The organism is Streptomyces sp. NPDC040622 (assembly GCF_055593965.1).
Genome location: NZ_JBVIXD010000006.1, coordinates 435308 through 452917 on the forward strand (window position 1 = coordinate 435308; position 17610 = coordinate 452917).

The following is a 17610-nucleotide window of genomic DNA, read 5'->3' on the forward strand; positions in this document are numbered from 1 at the left end:
CCGGGAGTACGCCCTCGTGGCCACTTTCCTCTACAAACTAGGCAAACTCGCCTTCCGTCGACGGCACTTCGTCGCCCTGATCTGGGTGGCGCTCCTCACGCTCGCCGGGGTCGGCGCGGCGTCGGCGCCCACCGCCGCCTCCAGTTCCTTCTCGATCCCCGGCACGGAGGCGCAGAAGGCCTTCGACCTGTTGGAGAAGAGGGCCCCCGAGGCCAGCGCCGACGGGGCGAGCGCCCGCGTCGTCTTCAAGGCGCCGAGCGGCGAGAAGGTCACCGACAAGGCCAACAAGGCCGAGATCGAGAAGACCGTCACCGCCCTCAGGACCGGCTCGGACCAGGTGGCCCGCGCGGACAGTCCCTTCAAGACCAAGACGGTCAGCAAGGACGGCTCCACCGCGTACTCCTCGGTCTCCTACAAGGTCACCTCGATGGAGCTGACCGACGACGACCGTGACGCGCTGGAGAAGACCACCGACCGGGCGCGCGAGTCCGGGCTCACGGTCGAGGTCGGCGGCGACGCGCTGCAGGCCATGCCCGAGACCGGGGCCACGGAGGTCATCGGCATCGCGGTCGCCGCGGTCGTCCTCGTCATCACCTTCGGCTCGCTGATCGCGGCCGGGCTGCCCCTGCTCACCGCGCTGATCGGCGTGGGCATCGGCGTCTCGTCCATCACCGCGCTCGCCAACGCGCTCGACCTCGGCACCACCACGTCGACGCTCGCCATGATGATCGGCCTCGCGGTCGGCATCGACTACGCCCTCTTCATCGTCTCGCGCTACCGCGGCGAACTCGCCGACGGGCGTGACCGCGAGGAAGCGGCGGGCCGCGCCGTCGGGACCGCGGGCTCCGCGGTCGTCTTCGCCGGACTCACCGTGGTCATCGCGCTGGTCGGCCTCGCCGTCGTGAACATCCCGATGCTCACCAAGATGGGCTTCGCGGCGGCCGGCACGGTCGTCATCGCCGTCCTCATCGCGCTCACCCTCATCCCGGCGCTGCTCGGGTACGCGGGCAAGCGGGTGCTGCCCATGGGCGAGAAGAGCAAGCTGTTCGGCGGCGGCCGCAAGAAGGCGCGGGGCGCCGAGGGCACGGTCGCCGAGGCCAAGGCCGACCGGGCCAAGGAGAACATGGGCACCCGCTGGGCCCGCTTCGTGGTCCGTCGCCCGGTCGCGGTGCTGCTCGTCGGCATCGTGGGCCTGGGCGCGGCGGCCCTGCCGGTCTCGCAGCTGGAGCTCGGCCTGCCGGACGACGGCGCGCAGCCGACGTCCACGACCCAGCGCAAGGCGTACGACCTGGTCTCCGAGGGCTTCGGCCCCGGCTTCAACGGTCCGCTGATGGTCGTCGGCGACCTCGACGGCGCGGACGACCCGAAGGCGGCGGCGGGCGAGATCCAGAAGTCGATCTCCAAGCTCGACGACGTCCTGACCGTCGCCCCGCCGATGCTCAACAAGGCCCACGACACCGCGATCATCAGCGTCGTGCCGTCCTCCAAGCCGAGCGGTCTGGAGACCGAGGACCTGGTCCACTCGATCCGTGACTCCGGTGCGCAGATCAAGTCCGACACCGGCGCCGACATCATGGTCACCGGCACCACGGCCATGAACATCGACGTCTCGCAGAAGCTCAACGACGCCCTGCTGCCCTACCTGGCACTGGTCGTGGGCCTGGCCTTCCTGCTCCTGATCGTCGTCTTCCGCTCGATCCTGGTCCCGCTCAAGGCGGCCCTCGGCTTCCTGCTCTCGGTCCTCGCGGCCCTCGGCGCGGTCGTCGCGGTCTTCCAGTGGGGCTGGCTCGGCTCGCTCTTCGGCGTCGAGCAGACCGGCCCGATCATGTCGATGATGCCGATCTTCATGGTGGGCGTGGTCTTCGGCCTCGCGATGGACTACGAGGTCTTCCTCGTGACCCGCATGCGCGAGGCGTACGTCCACGGCGAACGGCCCGGCCAGGCGATCGTGACCGGCTTCCGGCACGGGGCCCGGGTGGTCTCGGCGGCGGCGGTGATCATGATCGCGGTCTTCGCGGGCTTCATCGGTTCGTCCGAGCAGATGGTCAAGATGATCGGCTTCGGTCTCGCGATCGCCGTGTTCTTCGACGCGTTCGTGGTGCGCATGGCGCTGGTTCCCGCGGTGCTCGCGCTGCTGGGGAAGAAGGCGTGGTGGCTGCCGAGGTGGCTGGACCGCGCGCTGCCGAACGTCGACGTGGAGGGCGAGGGCCTGCGCACGGCGGAGGAGAAGGAGGCCCGCCGGGCTTCGGAGGAGGACCGGGAGCCGGTGCGGGTCTGAGGCCGGCGGCACGGTCTGCCGGCCGGGGTGACCCGGCCGGCACAGGCCCTAGCGGGTGACCGGGGTGGCGGTCGCGTAGGTGCGGCGCAGGAAGCGGATCAAGGCTGACGCGTCGAACTGCACGACGGTCACCCCCTCGCTTTCGTGGAACTCGACGACCGTCTGGACCCGGCCGCACGGCCAGACGTGGACGGTGCCCGCGGTGACCGGGGCCCGCAGGCCCTGTTCCAGGAGCTGCCGGGCGCAGACCCGGTGCGGGGAACCGGGGAGGCCGATCCGTACCGCGTGCGGGTCGGCCTCCGGGTCGTAGTGGAGGATGACGGGGACGGCGCGGTGGCCCTCGGAGGAGTCCGTGACGAGGTGGGCACGTGCGTACTGCTCGACTGCGGACATCGCTGAACTCCTCATCCGTACGTGCGCTTCCTCACCAATGTCCCATATGTACGGTAATTCGCCGCGAGTGAGGCGTAGCCGATTCGGGACCGCGGTGCTCTTGCAAACCGTTTGCAACAAGGCACTATCATTGAACGGTTCACGAGCGATCTGCCCTGCCCAGGGCCCCTGCCCAGGAGCGAACGCATGCATGTCCCCGACGGGTTCATCAATGTCCCGGTGTCCGCCGCCGCCGGGGTCGTCGCGGCGGGCGCCGTGGCCGTCAGCCTCAAGGGCGCGCGGCGCGAACTGGACGAGCGGACCGCCCCGCTCGCCGGTCTGGTCGCGGCCTTCATCTTCGCCGTGCAGATGCTGAACTTCCCCGTCGCGGCCGGGACCAGCGGACATCTCCTCGGCGGTGCGCTCGCCGCGATACTCGTCGGCCCCTTCACCGGGGTCCTCTGCGTCTCCGTCGTCCTGCTCATGCAGGGCGTGCTCTTCGCGGACGGCGGCCTGACCGCGCTCGGCGTGAACATCTCCGACATGGCGATCGTCACCACCGTCGTCGCCTACCTCGTCTTCCGCGGCCTGGTGAAGGTGCTGCCGCGTGGGCGCCGCTCCATCACCGTCGCGTCCTTCGCCGCCGCGCTGCTCTCCGTGCCCGCCGCCGCGGTCGCCTTCACCCTCATCTACGCCATCGGCGGTACGACCGACGTCTCCATCGGCAAGGTCGCCACCGCCATGGTCGGCGTACACGTCCTCATCGGTATCGGCGAGGCGGCCATCACCGCGCTCACCGTCGGTGCCGTCATCGCCGTACGGCCGGACCTCGTGTACGGGGCCCGCGGCCTGGCCCGGCCGCTGAAGCTGCGGGTCGGCGGCGAACTGGTGGACGCCGCCCCCGCCGCCGAGCCCGCCCCGGCCGCCGCCCGCTCCACCCGCAAGGTGTGGGCCGCCGGCCTCGTCGCCTCGCTCGTCCTCGCGGGCTTCGTCAGCTTCTACGCCTCGGCGAACCCGGACGGCCTGGAGAAGGTCGCCCACGACAAGGGCATCGACAAGGAGGCCGAGGAGCACGCCACCGCGGACTCCCCGCTCGCCGACTACGGCGTCAAGGACATCACCGACGCCCGCCTCTCCGGCGGCCTCGCGGGCGTGATCGGCGTGGGCGTCACGGTCGTCGCGGGCTCCGCGGTCTTCTGGGGCCTGCGCCGCCGCCGTACGGGCGACACCTCGCCGGCCGCCGTCCCCGAGACGTCGGAGGCCTCATCGGCGTCCGAGGCGTCCGAGGCGTCCGGGACCTCGGCGGCCTCCGGGACCTCCGCCTCCGAGAAGGCCTGACATGGGTGCGGGCCACGCCCACCGGCTCTACCGGCACGGCCACTCGCCGGTGCACGGGCTGCCCCCGCACACCAAGCTCGCGGCCGTCCTCTGCTTCGTGATCGTGGTGGTCTCCACCCCGCGCGAGGCGATGTGGGCCTTCGGGGTCTACGCGGTGCTGCTCGGCGCGGTCGCCCGGGCGGCCCGCGTCCCGGCCGGCTTCCTGCTGAAGCGGCTGCTGATCGAGATCCCGTTCGTGGCGTTCGCCGTCCTGCTGCCCTTCGTGGCTCAGGGCGAGCGCGTCGACGTGCTCGGCATGTCCCTGAGCGTCAACGGCCTCTGGGGCGCCTGGAACGTCCTGGCCAAGGGCACGCTCGGCGTCGCCGCATCCGTGCTGCTCGCCGCCACCACCGAACTGCGCGAGCTGCTCCTCGGACTGCAGCGCCTGAAGCTTCCCCCGCTGCTGGTCCAGATCGCCTCCTTCATGATCCGGTACGGCGACGTGATCACGGACGAGATGCGCCGCATGAAGATCGCCCGGGAGTCGCGCGGCTTCGAGGCGCGGGGCGTGCGGCAGTGGGGCGTCCTCGCCAAGTCCGCGGGCGCCCTCTTCATCCGCTCCTACGAGAGGGGCGAGCGGGTGCACCTCGCCATGGTCAGCCGGGGGTACGCGGGGTCGATGCCGGTCATCGACGACGTGAGCGCCTCGCGGGCGCAGTGGACGTACGCGCTGGCCCTGCCGGTCGCCGCTCTTGCCGTATGCCTGTTGGGATGGACCCTGTGACCTCTGCACCCCCGCCCGCGACGTCCACGGCCTCCGGGGCGTCCGCGCCCTCGCTCGAAGTGGCCGGGCTCGCCTTCGCCTACCCCGACGGGCACCAGGCGCTCTTCGGCGTCGACTTCACCGTCGGGCGCGGCGAGCGCGTCGCCCTGCTCGGGCCGAACGGCGCCGGCAAGACGACCCTCGTCCTGCATCTGAACGGCATCCTGACCGGCGGCGCGGGCACGGTCACCGTGGCCGGGCTGCCCGTCGGCAAGCGGCACATGGCGGAGATCAGGCGCCGGGTCGGCATCGTCTTCCAGGACCCGGACGACCAGCTGTTCATGCCGACCGTCCGCGAGGACGTGGCCTTCGGGCCCGCGGCCGCCGGGCTGCGGGGGCCCGAGCTCGAAGGGCGCGTGCACAAGGCGCTGGGCCGGGTCGGCATGGCGGAGTTCGCGGACCGCCCGCCGCACCACCTCTCCTTCGGCCAGCGCCGCCGGGTCGCGGTCGCCACCGTCCTCGCGATGGAGCCGGAGATCCTGGTCCTGGACGAGCCGTCCTCGAACCTCGACCCGGCATCACGCCGCGAACTGGCCGACATCCTCAGGTCCCTCGACGTCACCGTGCTGATGGTCACGCACGACCTGCCGTACGCCCTGGAGCTCTGTCCGCGCGCCCTGATCCTCAGCGACGGCGTCATCGCCGCCGACGGCCCGACGGGCGAGCTGCTCGGCGACGAGGACCTGATGAGCGCCCACCGCCTGGAACTCCCCTTCGGCTTCGATCCGAAGACGGTGAAGGCGGGAAGCTAGGGAATCGACGGCACGAGACGACTGTTGGCCTTGTCATGGACGATGTCATAGGTGGAGCGCCCGACGGGCTGCCCGACGGGGTGCCGGGTGGAGTGCACGGCACGGTGGCCCCCGGTTTCGAGCCGGTCAGGGACGCCTTCGTGCGCAACTTCGGCGAGCGCGGCGAACAGGGCGCGCAGGTCACCGTCTACCGGGACGGCCACAAGATCGTGGACCTGTGGGGCGGTACGAAGGACGTCGACGGGGGCGAGCCGTGGGCGCCCGGCACCGCACAGATCGTCCGCTCCGCCACCAAGGGCGTGGCCGCCGCCGCGCTGCTCCTGCTGCACCAGCGCGGGGAACTCGACCTGGACGCGCCGGTCGCCTCCGTCTGGCCGGAGTTCAAGGCCCGCGGCAAGGAGGACGTGCTGGTCCGGCACGTGCTCGCGCACCGCGCCGGCGTCCCCGCCCTGGACCGTCCGCTGACGCCCGCCGAGGCGCTCGACCCCGATCTCGGTGCCGCGGTGGTCGCGGCGCAGGCCCCGTTCTGGGAGCCCGGCGAGGACCACGGCTACCACGCGCAGACGTACAGCTGGCTCACCGGCGAGCTCGTGCGGCGCGTGACCGGACGGCCCGTCGGGGAGTGGATCGCGGACGAGATCGCACGCCCGCTCGGCCTCGACCTCTGGCTCGGACTGCCCGAGGAGCAGGCGGCACGGGTCGGCCGCCTGGGCCGGATCGCACCGCCCGAAGCCCCCGGCGGCCTGCGGATGCGGCCCAAGCGGAACGTGGCCGAGGCCTATGCCGACCCCGAATCGCTGACCCGCCGTGCCTTCGGGGCGATCGACCCCGCGCCGGACGAGAACGACGCCGCCTACCGGGCCGCCGCCATGCCCGCCTCCAACGGCATCGCCACGGCCGACGCGCTGGCCCGCTTCTACGCCGCCCTGATCGGAGAAGTCGACGGCGGAGTACGGCTGTTCACCCCCGTCACCGTCTCGCTGGCCCGGACCGAGGCCTCCGCGGGACCCGACCGCGTCCTGGTCGTCGGCACCCGCTTCGGCCTCGGCTACATGCTGCACGGCGCCGCGTCCCCGCTCCTGACCCCCGCCTCCTTCGGCCACCCCGGCCGCGGCGGCGCCCTCGGCTTCGCCGATCCGGAATCGGGCCTGGCCCTCGGCTACGTCACCAACGGCATGAACAAGGGCGTCACGGCCGACCCGCGGGCCCAGGCCCTGGTAGGGGCGCTGCGCGCGGCGATGTGACCCGGCGCAGGACGAGCGGGCCGCCGATGCCCGGGACCAGGGCGCGCCACCGGGCGCCGGGCGCGGAAGCCGGGGCGAGCGTCCAGGTGGCCGCGATGACGGCCAGGTAGGCGGTGCCGTGCAGCGGGCCGAGGAGCGCCGAGAGCGCGGGTGCGTGGACGGTGACCAGGTTGGCGAGCAGGAGCGCGAGGGACGCGGCCTCCGCGCCGGCCGCGATGCGCAGCGTACGCAGGGTGCTCACGCTCACGTTCACGCTCCCGTCGTGGAGCCGGGGCGGACGATCATCAGCACGGTGACGGCCGCCCACAGGACGTTGAAGACGCCGGTGAGCATGGTGAGGCGGGCGGCGAGGGGGCGGGCCGCCGCGGACGTGTGGCCCGCACCGTCCGCCGGGCCGGCGGGACGCTCGCCCTCCGTCAGGTCCAGCAGGCTCCGCTGGCCCGGCAGGATCGCCAGGGCGAGGAGCGCCGCGGCGAGCGTCGTCAGCAGGAGCGAGGCGAGCAGCCAGGCGTCGGTGAGGACTCCGAGCCGGGCGCCGGTGGCGATGCCGAAGACCGGCACGGCGATGCCGGCGAGCGCGTAGCCGCGGCAGACGCGGTGCAGGACCGCGGCGATCCCCGCGGCCCCGGTTCCGGCCCGGGTGCCGGCCGGCTCTCGGGGGTCCCCCCGCTCCGGATGCTCCTCCTTCGCCTCCCCCAGGGCCCGCAGCGCGAAGCGCGGGAACATCGACGCCGCCACGGTGATCGATCCGACGGCCAGGATCGCCACGAGGACATGGACGGACAGCAGCAGCTTGGTCACCGGGGTGCCTCCAGGGGTGGATCCGCCGGACCGGCCGGACCCGACGGGCAGGAATCTGAATGCATTGCCTGCCAATACATACACTGCCAACGCCTTCTTTGGGTAGGCTGCCTACTCATGAAGGCGGATGCGGTGCGAGGGCACCTCGACGGACTGCTGCTGGCCGTGCTGGAACCGGGCCCGCTGCACGGGTACGCGATCATCACCGCGGTGCAGCGCCGCAGCGGAGGCGTGCTCGAACTGCGCACGGGCACGATCTATCCGGCGCTGAACCGGCTGGAGCGCCTCGGCCTGCTGAGCAGCAGCTGGGAGTCGGCGGCGGGCGAACGGCGCCGCAGGGCCTACGAACTCACCGACGCGGGGCGCGCCACGCTCGCCGGTGAGCGGGCGGCCTGGAGCGAGTTCACCGCGGCCATCGGCTCGGTCCTCAATCCCGGCCCGCAGCACGGAATCGCGACATGAGGCCCGCGGCCACCGCTCCGCTGCCCGGTCTCGTGGAGCGGCACGTGGCCGAGCTCGCCGCCGCCCTGCACGGCCCGGCCGGGGCCAAGTCCCGGCTGGTCGAGGAGGTGCACGACGGCCTCGCGGAGACCGTGGCGGCGCACGCGGGGGAGGGGGTGGCCGACGAGGAGGCTTTCCGCCGTGCGGTACGGGAGTTCGGGACCGTCGGCGAACTCGTCCCCGCCTGCCAGCGCGAACTGACCGTGGCCCAGGCCCGGCACACCGCGCGGACCGTTGCGCTCACGGCGCCCGTCCTGGTCGCCTGCTGGTACCTCACCCGTACGGCGGGCGGCGGTCTCGGCCGTCAACTGCCGTACACGGCACAGTTGTTGGCGGCTCATCTGGCGCTGGTCGCGACCCTCGCCGCACTGTGCGCCGCGGCGGCCCTGGCGCTGACCGGCACGGTCGCCCGATGGCTGCCCACCCCGGACCGGCTGCCGCGCGTGGTCGCCTGGGCCGGTACCACCGCGAGCGCCGCGATGGCCGTCGCCACCCTCGCACTCACCGTCGCAGCGGCCCTGGCCACGGACTGGCCGTTGCTCGCGGCGGCCGGCGCACTCTCGGCCGCCGCGCACGCGGTGGTGGCGGCCTCGACCCGAGCGTGCCGCCGCTGCGCGGGGCTGCCGGTCGCGGGGCGCGTGCCGGGGTAGGGAGCGCGCTGCGGGAAGGGGCCCGCTGCGCCCCTTGCGATCACCGTCGCCCCGGCCCCGGGCCGCCTGCGACTGCGCGGGCCTGCCGGTCACGGCCGCGGGCCTGCGCGGGGCGACGCGGGGGACGCGTCCTTGCCCCGGGGCCCGTCGCGACCTCGTCCCCATCGCACCGAGGCTCCGGCCGCGGGTCGGCCGCGACTGCGCGGGCCCGCCGGTCACGGGCACGTGCCGGGGCGGCGGGTGCGCCCTCACTCCGAGGTCTGCCGCGTCACCCTCCAGCCCTGACCCTCACCCCGCGTGCAGCATCAACCCGATGCCTGCCACCATCAGGCCCGCCGCGACCAGGCGTGGCGCCCCGAACCGTTCCTTGAAGAAGATCGCGCCGATCGCTGCGCCGACGATGATCGACGACTCGCGCAGTGCGGAGATCGGGGCCAGGTCCGCCTTCGTCTGGGCCCACAGGACCAGGCCGTACGCGGCGACCGAGAGGGCCGCGCCGAGCAGGCCCACCGTCGCGAACGGCCGCAGGCGCGGGAGCAGTTCGCCCCGCCAGCGGTACGCCGCGTACAGCGGGACCGTGATGCCCTCCAGGACCATCAGCCACGCGATGTAGCTCATCGCGGAGCCCGTGGACCGCACCCCGAGGCCGTCCACCACGGTGTACGCGGCGATGGAGACGCCGGTGGCGAGCGCCGCGCCGATCGCGGCCCAGTCGGGGCGGCGGCCCGAGCCCCGGATGCCCCACAGGGCGAGCCCCGTCAGGCCCGCGCACGAGACGGCGACGCCCGCCGCCTGCCAGGCGTCGGGCACCTCGCCCGCGAAGACGGCGGCGAGGACGGTGACGACCAGCGGCGCGGTGCCGCGGGCGATCGGGTAGGCCTGGCCGAAGTCGCCGAGCTTGAACGACGTCATCAGCAGGGCGTAGTAGCCGACGTGCAGGGCGGCGGAGACGATCAGATAGGGCCAGGCCGCCGCGTCCGGGAGCGGGACGAAGGGGGCCAGGCACAGGCCGATCAGGGTTCCGCCGCCGGATATCAGCGTGAAGCCGACCAGTTTGTCCGTGATGTGGTGGGCGATCGCGTTCCAGCTGGCGTGTGTGACGGCGGCGAGGAGGACGGCCGCCGCGACCAGCGGGGTCACGCGGAGGTCTCGCGCACGTCCACCAGCGCGCCGCCCGCGTGCGCGATCAGCGACGTGGGCGCCATCGGGAAGACCGCGTAGGGCGTGCCGGCCGCCGCCCACACCACGTCGTGGCTCAGGAGGGAGCGGTCGGCGAGGACACGGGTCCGCGTGGCGTGGCCGAAGGGCGGTACACCGCCGATCGCGTAGCCGGTGGCCTCCCGTACGACGTCCGCCTTGGCCCGGGTGACCTTCTCGGCGCCGAGTTCCCGGCGCACGAGGTCGAGGTCGACGCGCGAGGCACCGTCCATCAGGACCAGCACGGGGACGCCGTCGGCGGCGAAGATCAGGGACTTGCAGATCTGGCTGAGCCCGCAGCCGATGGCGGCGGCCGCCTCGGCCGCGGTGCGGGTCTGCTCGGGGAAGCGTCGGACCCGGGGAAGCAGATCGCCGAGGCCCAGTTCCCGCAGGGCCTCGGCGAATCGGGGGTGGGCGTCGGACGTCTCGGGTGAGGTAGCGCTCATACCCGGCACGCTAGCGGTCCGTGTACGAGCCACGCGACCACGTATCCGCAGAGCGGACGGCCCGCGCCGCATGCCGGGACGGGATCGGGGCCGGGGCCGGGACCGTGCCGCATGCCGGGACCGCATCGGGTGCCGGGACCAGGCCGAGTGCCGCGACCGGGCCCTCGGGCCCCTCGGGCCGGATCCGGGAACTCAGCCCCCGGCCTGCAGCATCGCCCGCACCACGGGCCCCGCCGAGTCGCCGCCGTGGCCGCCCTCCTGGACGACCGCCGCCGACGCCAGGTCGCCGCGGTACGCGGTGAACCAGCCGTTGGGCTTCTTCTGGCCGTCGACCTCCGCCGAGCCGGTCTTCGCGCCCATGTCGGAGCCGAGGCCCGACATCGGCTCGACCGCCGTCCCCGCGACCGCCGTGTAGTGCATCAGCTCCCGCAGCGCCGACGCCGTGGCCCCCGGCATCTTGCGCGAGGCCGTGGCGAGGGTGCGGTCGTCGACGTCGGGCGAGACCAGGTAGGGCTGCTTGAACGTGCCCGACTTCACCGTCGCCGCGACCGACGCCATGTTCAGCGGGTTCATGCGCACCCCGCCCTGCCCGATCAGCGAGGCCGCCATCTGGGCGTCGCTCTGCACCGGCACCGCGCCGTCGAAGGAGGACACCCCGATCGACCAGTTGTCGCGGCCGAGCCCGAAGACCTCCTGGGCCTGCTTGGTCAGGGAGTCGTCCTGGAGCTTCTTGGCCTGGCTGATGAAAGCCGTGTTGCACGAGCGCGCGAAGCTCGCCCGGAACGTGCCGCCCTTGATCTCGAACTTGTCGTCGTTCTGGAACTTCCAGCCGCCGTACGTCTCGTACTTGGGGCACGGGTGCTTCTTGTCGACCCCGGCGAGCTTCTTCTCCAGGAGCAGCGACGAGCTGATGACCTTCATCGTGGAGCCGGGCGCGATGGAGCCCTGGAAGGCCGTGTTGAAGCCGCCCGGGTCGGAGTTGGCGGCGGCCAGGATCTCACCGGTGCTGGGCTTGACCACCACGACGGACGCCCGTTGCCGCTTGGCGGTCTCCCGCTCGGCGGCGGACTGCAGCGAGCCGCTGAACGTCGTCTTCAGCGTTCCCGGAGTGCCGGGTGCCAGGGTCAGCAGCGTCTTGTCGGGCGTCGACTTCGCGTCGTCCTTCTTCTTCGTGGAGTTCTTCGCGTCCGCCGAGCCCTCCTTGCCCGAGCCGGAGTTCTCGTCGCCGTCCGCCCGCACCACGCGCAGCTCGACACCGGCCTTGCCGCCCGCCTTCTTGCCGTACTTCTCGCGCAGCCCGTCGAGGACCGTGCCCAGGGAGGGGTACTTGGCCGTCGTCAGCTCGGCGCCGTCCCGGTCCACCGCCTTGATCGGCGGGTCGCCCGCCTCGCCGGTGACCAGCCGGTCGCCCTGCTTCAGCTCCGGGTGCAGCACCGAGGGCCGCCAGCCGACGAGCGGCCTGCCGTCGCTCTTCCTCCGGACGACGGTGAGTTCGGACGCGTACGAGAAGGGCTTGTTCTTTCCCCCGTACGAGACCGTGGCCGCCGCCTTGAAGGGCACTTTGGCGCCCGACCGCTTGCCCGGCGTCAGTTCGGCCTTCGTGAGGTGGCCCTCCTTGCGGTAGGACGTCAGGTCCTTCTTCGCCGCCGCGCGGTCGTCCGTGAGCGCCGCCGCCCCCGCCGCATCGCCCTCGGCCCACGCGGCGAGGAACGCCCGCGCGGTGGTACGGACTTCCGCGGCCGTCGGCGGGCCCGTGGGCACCTGCTTCTCGTCGACGGACGAGCCGTCGCCGTCGGCACCGGCGCCACCGGAGAACGCGAACGCGGCGGCCCCCACACCGCACACGACGACCGCGGCCACCCCGCCGAGCACACCCGGGTGCACCTTCACGTTCCTGACGCCGACGCTCTTGCGCTCGGTGGCGCGCCTTCGCTTGCCCACAAACCCTCCGCAGTTCCCCAAACCCCCGGCTCCTCACCGGAATGCCACCTTAGAGGCGCGCGGAGAAGCCCTTGACCACTTCGTCGTCCGGCCGGGCGACGCCCCGCGGGAGCGGCTACCCTGCCGCCAGCACCGCCGCCACGATCGGCCCCGCCGCGTCACCGCCGTGCCCGCCGCGCTGCGCCATCGCGGCCGCCGCGACATCGCCCCGGTAGCCCGTGAACCAGCTGTCCGACTTCTCCTGGCCGTCGACCTCGGCCGAGCCGGTCTTCGCGCCGATGTCCGCGCCGAGCCCCGACATGGCGCGCGCCCCGGTGCCGCTCACGGCCGTGCGGTGCATCATCTGGCGCAGCTGCTGCACGGTGCCCGCTGACAGGCCCCGCGCCTTCGCCAGTTCGCGGTCGTCGAGGGAGGCGGGTACGAGGACCGGCTGGCGGAAGGTGCCCGTCATCGCCGTCGCCGTGACCGAGGCCATGTTCAGCGGGTTCATCATGACCTCGCCCTGGCCGATGGCGTTCGCCGCGCGGTCGGGTCCCGCGGAGGCCGGGACGGTGCCGTCGGCGGAGGGGATGCCGACCTTCCAGTCGCCCCGGCCGAGGCCGAAGTTGTTCTGGGCCTCCTCGGTCAGCGACTCGTCGGAGATGCCGTCCTCGTCGATGAGCTTCACGAACGCCGTGTTGCAGGAGCGCGCGAAGCTCTCCGAGAACGTGGCGGACTCGTTGGGCGTCATGCCCGTGAGGTTGTGGAAGGTCTGGCTCTGCCAGGTCGCGGTGGCCGGGCAGGGCGCCGGGCCGCTCGCCTTGGCGACGCCCTTGTCGATGAGCATCGCCGCCGAGAGGATCTTCATGGTCGAGCCGGGCGGGGCCTTGCCCAGGAACGCCGCGTTCCACGCGTCCTTGCGGTTGTTGGCGACCGCGAGGACCTCCCCGGTGCTCGGCTTCACCGCCACCACGGACGACTCGTCGCTGCGCAGGACCGCCTGCTCCGCCGCCTTCTGCGCGCCCGCGCTCAACGTCGTGTGCAGCTTGCCCGGCGTGCCCTTGGCCAGCGTGAGCAGCGTCCGCGCGCCCGCGGTCGCGTTCTCGTGCTCGACGTACAGCTCGACGCCCGGCTTCCCGCCCGCGCTCTCGCCGTACTTCTTGCGCAGCTCGTCCAGGAGCGGGCGGAGCGAGGGGTAGTCCTTGGGGCGCAGGACGGCGCCCGCGCGGTCCACGGCCTGGATGGGCGGCGCGGTGGCCTCGCCCGTCACGAGGGTGTCGCCCCGCTCCAGGGAGGGGTGCACGACGGCCGCCGACCAGTCGACGAGCGGACGCCCGGTGGTCTTCCCGCGCACGACGGTCAGCTCCGAGTCGTACGCCAGGGGCTTGCTCTTCCCCTTGTACGACACCGTCGCCGACACGGCGAACGGCACCCGGGCCCCGGCCGCCTTCTTCGGCGTGAGCTTCACCTTCGTCAGGTGCGCGTCCTCGCGGTAGCCCCGCAGCGCGGGCTCGGCCGCCTCGGCGTTGTTCGTGTACCGGGAGGCCTCGCCTGCCTCGCCGTCGGCCCACGCGGCGAGGAACTTCCGCGCCGTGTCCCGCACCTCGCCGCTCGTCGGCGGCCCCGACCTGACCTCGGCGGACTCGGAGCCCGGCGAACCGCCGCCCCCGCTCACGCCGCTCACGATGTTGTACGCGCCGTACCCCGCGCCCCCCACCATGACGGTGAAGACCCCGCCGACCAGCGCTGCCTTGACTCCTTTGCGCACGATGCGTTCCCCTCCCCAGGAGCCTCCCCGGACGGGCCGGGGAGGGTGTTCGCCCTGAACCTTAAGGGGGGAGGGGTGACGGGCGGGGCTGTCGTTATCCGACGGTGTCCTTGATGCCCATTACACCCATGTATCCAGCCACATCCGGGACCGCCACGAATCGATCGGAATCGCGGTGCCGGTGTGGATCGGCCAGAAGTAGACGAAGTTCCACAGGATGAGGAGCACGAGAACGCCCGAGCCCGCCGCGCCCACGAGACGGCGCCGTTCGCTCGACCCCGGCGGGCCGAGCAGCGCGCCGATCAGCATCGCCACCGCCAGACACAGGAACGGCACGAAGACGACCGCGTAGAAGTAGAAGATCGTCCGCTCCTGGTAGAAGAACCAGGGCAGATAGCCCGCCACCACGCCGCACAGGATCGCGCCCGCCCGCCAGTCGCGGCGGAACGCCCACCGCCACAGCACGTACAGCAGCGCGAACCCGGCCGCCCACCACAGCACCGGCGTGCCGAGCGCGAGGACCTCGCGGGCGCACTTCTCCGTGGTGTCCGAGGGGCAGCCGTCCTTGCCGGGCAGCGGCGACTCGTAGAAGTAGGAGACGGGGCGGCCGTCGACGATCCAGCTCCACGGGTTGGACTGGTAGGTGTGCGGCGAGGACAGGCCCACGTGGAACTCGTAGACCGCGTGCTCGTAGTGCCACAGGCTGCGCACCCAGTCCGGCAGCCACGTCCAGTCACCGCCCTTGCCCTCGGTCGCCGCCCAGTTGCGGTAGTAGCCGCCTGAGCCGTCGGCCGGCGAGAGGATCCAGCCGAGCCACGACAGGACGTACGTGCCGAGCGCCACCGGCACCGTCGACACGAACGCCGGGAGCACGTCCCGCCGCAGCACCGCCCGGTAGGGCCGGACCGCGCCGGCCACCCGGCGCGCGCCCACGTCCCAGAGGACCGTCATCAGGCAGAGGAAGACCATCACGTACAGGCCGTTCCACTTGGTGCCGAAGGCGAGCCCCAGGCAGAGCCCGGCCGCCCACCGCCACGGCCGCCACCCCAGGCGGGCCGTCCTCGCCACGTGCGCGTCGGGGCGGATGCGTCCTTCGTCGTCCCTCGGCAGCGCCGCCGCCAGCCGTGCCCGCGCCTTGTCCCGGTCGATCAGGAAGCAGCCGAAGGCGGCCAGCACGAAGAACATCAGGACCTGGTCGAGCAGCGCCGTCCTGCTCATCACGAAGTGCAGGCCGTCGACCGCGAGCAGCCCGCCCGCCAGACACCCCAGGAACGTCGAGCGGAACATCCGCCGCCCGATCCGGCACAGCATCAGCACCGACAGCGTGCCGAGCACCGCCGTCATGAACCGCCAGCCGAACGGATCGAAGCCGAACAGCCATTCGCCGACGCCGATCACGTACTTGCCGACCGGCGGATGCACCACGTACGCCGCGTCGTGCGGGATCGCGATGTCGCTGCCCTGCCGCAGGACGTCGTCGTTGATCTTCTCCGGCCAGTTGACCTCGAAGCCGCGGTGGATGAGCGCCCAGGAATCCTTCGCGTAATACGTCTCGTCGAATATCACGGCCTTGGGGCTGCCGAGATTCCAGAACCGGGTCAGCCCGGCGACCAGCGTGATCAGCAGCGGACCCACCCAGCCGGACCACCGCACCACCTGACCGGCGGCGGACTTCGACAGGCCGAGCGTCATCCACAGGCGGGGGCCGGGCTCCGTGTACGCGGGCACCAGGCGCGCCCCGACGTCCGCTCTGGGCCGATCCGCATGGCCGAATCGGCGCAGCCGCCGCTGCCAGGAGGGCTGCTGCTCCTCGGCCGCCTGGCCCTCGCGGGTGTCCGGGGAAGACGCGGTACTGGTCACCGCGCCATCGTAGGGAACCAGACTGTGCGAGTCCCGCCCCCAGCCCCTGCGAGGATGGAACCGTGACAGGAAGCGCTGAATCCACCGGAACCCTGGTGCTGGCAGGCACCCCCATCGGCGACGTCGCCGACGCCCCGCCGCGGCTCGCCGCCGAGCTGGCGAAGGCCGACGTCGTCGCCGCCGAGGACACCCGGCGCCTTCGCCGGCTCACCCAGGCGCTCGGCGTGCAGGTCGGCGGCCGTGTCGTGTCGTACTTCGAGGGCAACGAGTCGGCGCGCACGCCCGAGCTGGTCGAGGCGCTGGTGGGCGGCGCGCGGGTGTTGCTCGTCACGGACGCGGGGATGCCGTCCGTCTCCGACCCCGGCTACCGGCTCGTCGCCGCCGCCGTGGAGCGGGACGTGCGCGTGACCGCCGTGCCGGGCCCCTCCGCCGTGCTGACCGCGCTCGCTCTCTCGGGGCTGCCCGTGGACCGGTTCTGCTTCGAGGGCTTCCTGCCGCGCAAGGCGGGCGAGCGCCTCTCGCGGCTGCGGGACGTCGCCGAGGACCGGCGCACCCTCGTCTACTTCGAGGCCCCGCACCGCATCGACGACACCCTCGCCGCGATGGCCGAGGCGTTCGGCGAGGAGCGCAGGGCCGCGGTCTGCCGCGAGCTGACCAAGACGTACGAAGAGGTCAAGCGCGGTTCGCTGAAGGAACTCGCCGAATGGGCCGCCGACGGCGTACGCGGCGAGATCACCGTCGTCGTCGAGGGCGCCCCCGAGAAGAGCGCCGACGAACTGGGCCCCGACGAGCTGGTGCGCAGGGTGCGGGTGCGCGAGGAGGCGGGCGAGCGACGCAAGGAGGCCATCGCTGCGGTCGCCGCCGAGGCGGGGCTTCCCAAACGCGAGGTCTTCGATGCCGTCGTGGCGGCAAAGAATGCGGATCGGGGCGGCCCATCGGCAGGCAAAGGACTATCGTGAAAGGCAAAGCGCGGGCCCCGCACCAGGCCTCTTTCCTATGGAAAGGCCAAAACGGCTCCAACGCTCGACAGGTCTGATGCGCTCGCTCCGGGAAAGGCGTCCACTGGTTGAAGGGACGCACCCGTCCCCACGCTTCCGTTCCGGGGCAGCTCCCGGACTCCGGTAGCGCTTGTCCCTCGGGCAAGAGGAGCAGCTGGCATGAGTGAGATCGCAGACACCGGCCACCCCACCACGGCGATACATGTCGTTCACGAGTCGTACGCCTTTGCCTGCATGCGCTGCGGGCACGGCTGGGAGCAGTCCTACGAGATAGAGCACCACGTGGACGCCAAGGGCCACGAGTTCGTGACGTACCTGGCGGACGGGCAGCGCGTGCCGTCACCGCTGACCCGCCCCACGTGCCTGAACTGCGGTGGCAACGTCGTGCGGATCATGCGGGCCGGACAGGTGTCCTCGGTGCTCGACATGATGCGCCGACAGCATCAGGGCAGGCACGTGGCCGGTGGCGGCGACACCGCCGAAACCGCCGACACAGCTGACACGGCCGGCAGCGCCGACGGCGCCGGCAAGGACCATCACTGGCACCTCTCCGACCTCCTGCACCCCTTCCAGCACCGCAAGGCGCACTGACGTCACCGAGGGCCGCCGGGGGTCGCCCCCCGCGGGCCCGCCCGTCCTTCGAGGGCCCGCGCCTTCCCGGGGCCGCGCCTTCGTAGGATCGA

At 72.6% G+C, this 17610-nt stretch carries 17 protein-coding genes; 9 read left to right on the plus strand and 8 right to left on the minus strand.

Going from position 1 to position 17610, the window contains the following annotated elements; translation table 11 throughout:
• Positions 1–16: 16 nt before the first annotated feature.
• Positions 17–2278 (plus strand): MMPL family transporter, encoded by a 2262-nt coding sequence (locus tag ACZ592_RS19675; protein WP_471582833.1) that lies wholly within the window; start codon positions 17–19, stop codon positions 2276–2278.
• Positions 2279–2326: 48 nt separating this feature from the next.
• Here ACZ592_RS19675 and ACZ592_RS19680 read toward each other — a convergent pair whose 3' ends face one another.
• Positions 2327–2671 (minus strand): SsgA family sporulation/cell division regulator, encoded by a 345-nt coding sequence (locus tag ACZ592_RS19680; RefSeq protein WP_471582834.1) that lies wholly within the window; start codon positions 2669–2671, stop codon positions 2327–2329.
• Positions 2672–2857: 186 nt separating this feature from the next.
• On the opposite strand from ACZ592_RS19680, the gene ACZ592_RS19685 reads away from it, so the two are divergent.
• The 4 genes from ACZ592_RS19685 to ACZ592_RS19700 are packed head-to-tail and all read left to right on the plus strand — an operon-like array spanning position 2858 to position 6786.
• The gene (locus ACZ592_RS19685) at positions 2858–3988 is read left to right on the plus strand and encodes an energy-coupling factor ABC transporter permease (protein WP_471582835.1); all 1131 of its coding nucleotides are present in this window, start codon (positions 2858–2860) and stop codon (positions 3986–3988) included.
• Between the two features lies 1 nt (position 3989).
• The gene (gene cbiQ / locus ACZ592_RS19690) at positions 3990–4751 is read left to right on the plus strand and encodes a cobalt ECF transporter T component CbiQ (protein ID WP_471582836.1); all 762 of its coding nucleotides are present in this window, start codon (positions 3990–3992) and stop codon (positions 4749–4751) included.
• Entirely contained in the window at positions 4739–5542 is an 804-nt protein-coding gene (locus ACZ592_RS19695; RefSeq protein ID WP_471582837.1) for an energy-coupling factor ABC transporter ATP-binding protein, read from the plus strand. Before cbiQ ends, ACZ592_RS19695 begins: the two co-directional genes overlap by 13 nt.
• Positions 5543–5577: 35 nt before the next feature.
• A complete protein-coding gene (locus ACZ592_RS19700) occupies positions 5578–6786 on the plus strand; it encodes a serine hydrolase domain-containing protein (protein ID WP_471582838.1) in 1209 nt (402 codons plus the stop codon).
• On the opposite strand, the gene ACZ592_RS19705 is transcribed toward ACZ592_RS19700, so the two are convergent.
• Together ACZ592_RS19705 and ACZ592_RS19710 are read right to left on the minus strand one after the other, a co-directional pair.
• Positions 6731–7033 (minus strand): hypothetical protein, encoded by a 303-nt coding sequence (locus ACZ592_RS19705; RefSeq protein ID WP_471582839.1) that lies wholly within the window; start codon positions 7031–7033, stop codon positions 6731–6733. The two genes, ACZ592_RS19700 and ACZ592_RS19705, sit on opposite strands and share 56 nt — an antisense overlap.
• Positions 7034–7035: 2 nt before the next feature.
• Positions 7036–7587, minus strand: coding sequence for a hypothetical protein (locus ACZ592_RS19710; RefSeq protein ID WP_471582840.1), 552 nt, complete (start codon positions 7585–7587; stop codon positions 7036–7038).
• 117 nt (positions 7588–7704) lie between these two features.
• Between ACZ592_RS19710 and ACZ592_RS19715 the strand changes: the two genes are divergently transcribed.
• Positions 7705–8049, plus strand: a complete 345-nt coding sequence (locus ACZ592_RS19715; RefSeq protein ID WP_471582841.1) for a PadR family transcriptional regulator — start codon at positions 7705–7707, stop codon at positions 8047–8049.
• A complete protein-coding gene (locus ACZ592_RS19720; RefSeq protein ID WP_471582842.1) occupies positions 8046–8738 on the plus strand; it encodes a permease prefix domain 1-containing protein in 693 nt (230 codons plus the stop codon). Before ACZ592_RS19715 ends, ACZ592_RS19720 begins: the two co-directional genes overlap by 4 nt.
• 288 nt (positions 8739–9026) lie before the next feature.
• On the opposite strand, the gene ACZ592_RS19725 is transcribed toward ACZ592_RS19720, so the two are convergent.
• The 5 genes from ACZ592_RS19725 to ACZ592_RS19745 all read right to left on the minus strand — a co-directional run bounded on the left by ACZ592_RS19725 (position 9027) and on the right by ACZ592_RS19745 (position 15929).
• Positions 9027–9878 (minus strand): DMT family transporter, encoded by an 852-nt coding sequence (locus tag ACZ592_RS19725; RefSeq protein WP_471582843.1) that lies wholly within the window; start codon positions 9876–9878, stop codon positions 9027–9029.
• Positions 9875–10381 (minus strand): YbaK/EbsC family protein, encoded by a 507-nt coding sequence (locus ACZ592_RS19730; RefSeq protein WP_471582844.1) that lies wholly within the window; start codon positions 10379–10381, stop codon positions 9875–9877. The genes ACZ592_RS19725 and ACZ592_RS19730 overlap by 4 nt, the downstream gene beginning before the upstream one ends.
• A gap of 192 nt (positions 10382–10573) precedes the next feature.
• Entirely contained in the window at positions 10574–12322 is a 1749-nt protein-coding gene (locus ACZ592_RS19735) for a penicillin-binding transpeptidase domain-containing protein (protein WP_471582845.1), read from the minus strand.
• 115 nt (positions 12323–12437) lie between these two features.
• On the minus strand, positions 12438–14069 hold the full coding sequence (locus tag ACZ592_RS19740; protein ID WP_471582846.1) for a penicillin-binding transpeptidase domain-containing protein: 1632 nt from the start codon (positions 14067–14069) through the stop codon (positions 12438–12440).
• A 120-nt stretch (positions 14070–14189) separates the two neighbouring features.
• A complete protein-coding gene (locus tag ACZ592_RS19745) occupies positions 14190–15929 on the minus strand; it encodes a dolichyl-phosphate-mannose--protein mannosyltransferase (protein WP_471582847.1) in 1740 nt (579 codons plus the stop codon).
• Between the two features lie 62 nt (positions 15930–15991).
• Between ACZ592_RS19745 and rsmI the strand changes: the two genes are divergently transcribed.
• Together rsmI and ACZ592_RS19755 are read left to right on the plus strand one after the other, a co-directional pair.
• Positions 15992–16888: a 16S rRNA (cytidine(1402)-2'-O)-methyltransferase gene (gene rsmI / locus ACZ592_RS19750; protein ID WP_471582848.1), complete on the plus strand. Its 897-nt coding sequence runs from the start codon at positions 15992–15994 to the stop codon at positions 16886–16888.
• Between the two features lie 198 nt (positions 16889–17086).
• Complete coding sequence (locus tag ACZ592_RS19755; RefSeq protein ID WP_471582849.1) at positions 17087–17518, plus strand: hypothetical protein; 432 nt, start codon at positions 17087–17089, stop codon at positions 17516–17518.
• Positions 17519–17610 lie beyond the last annotated feature (92 nt).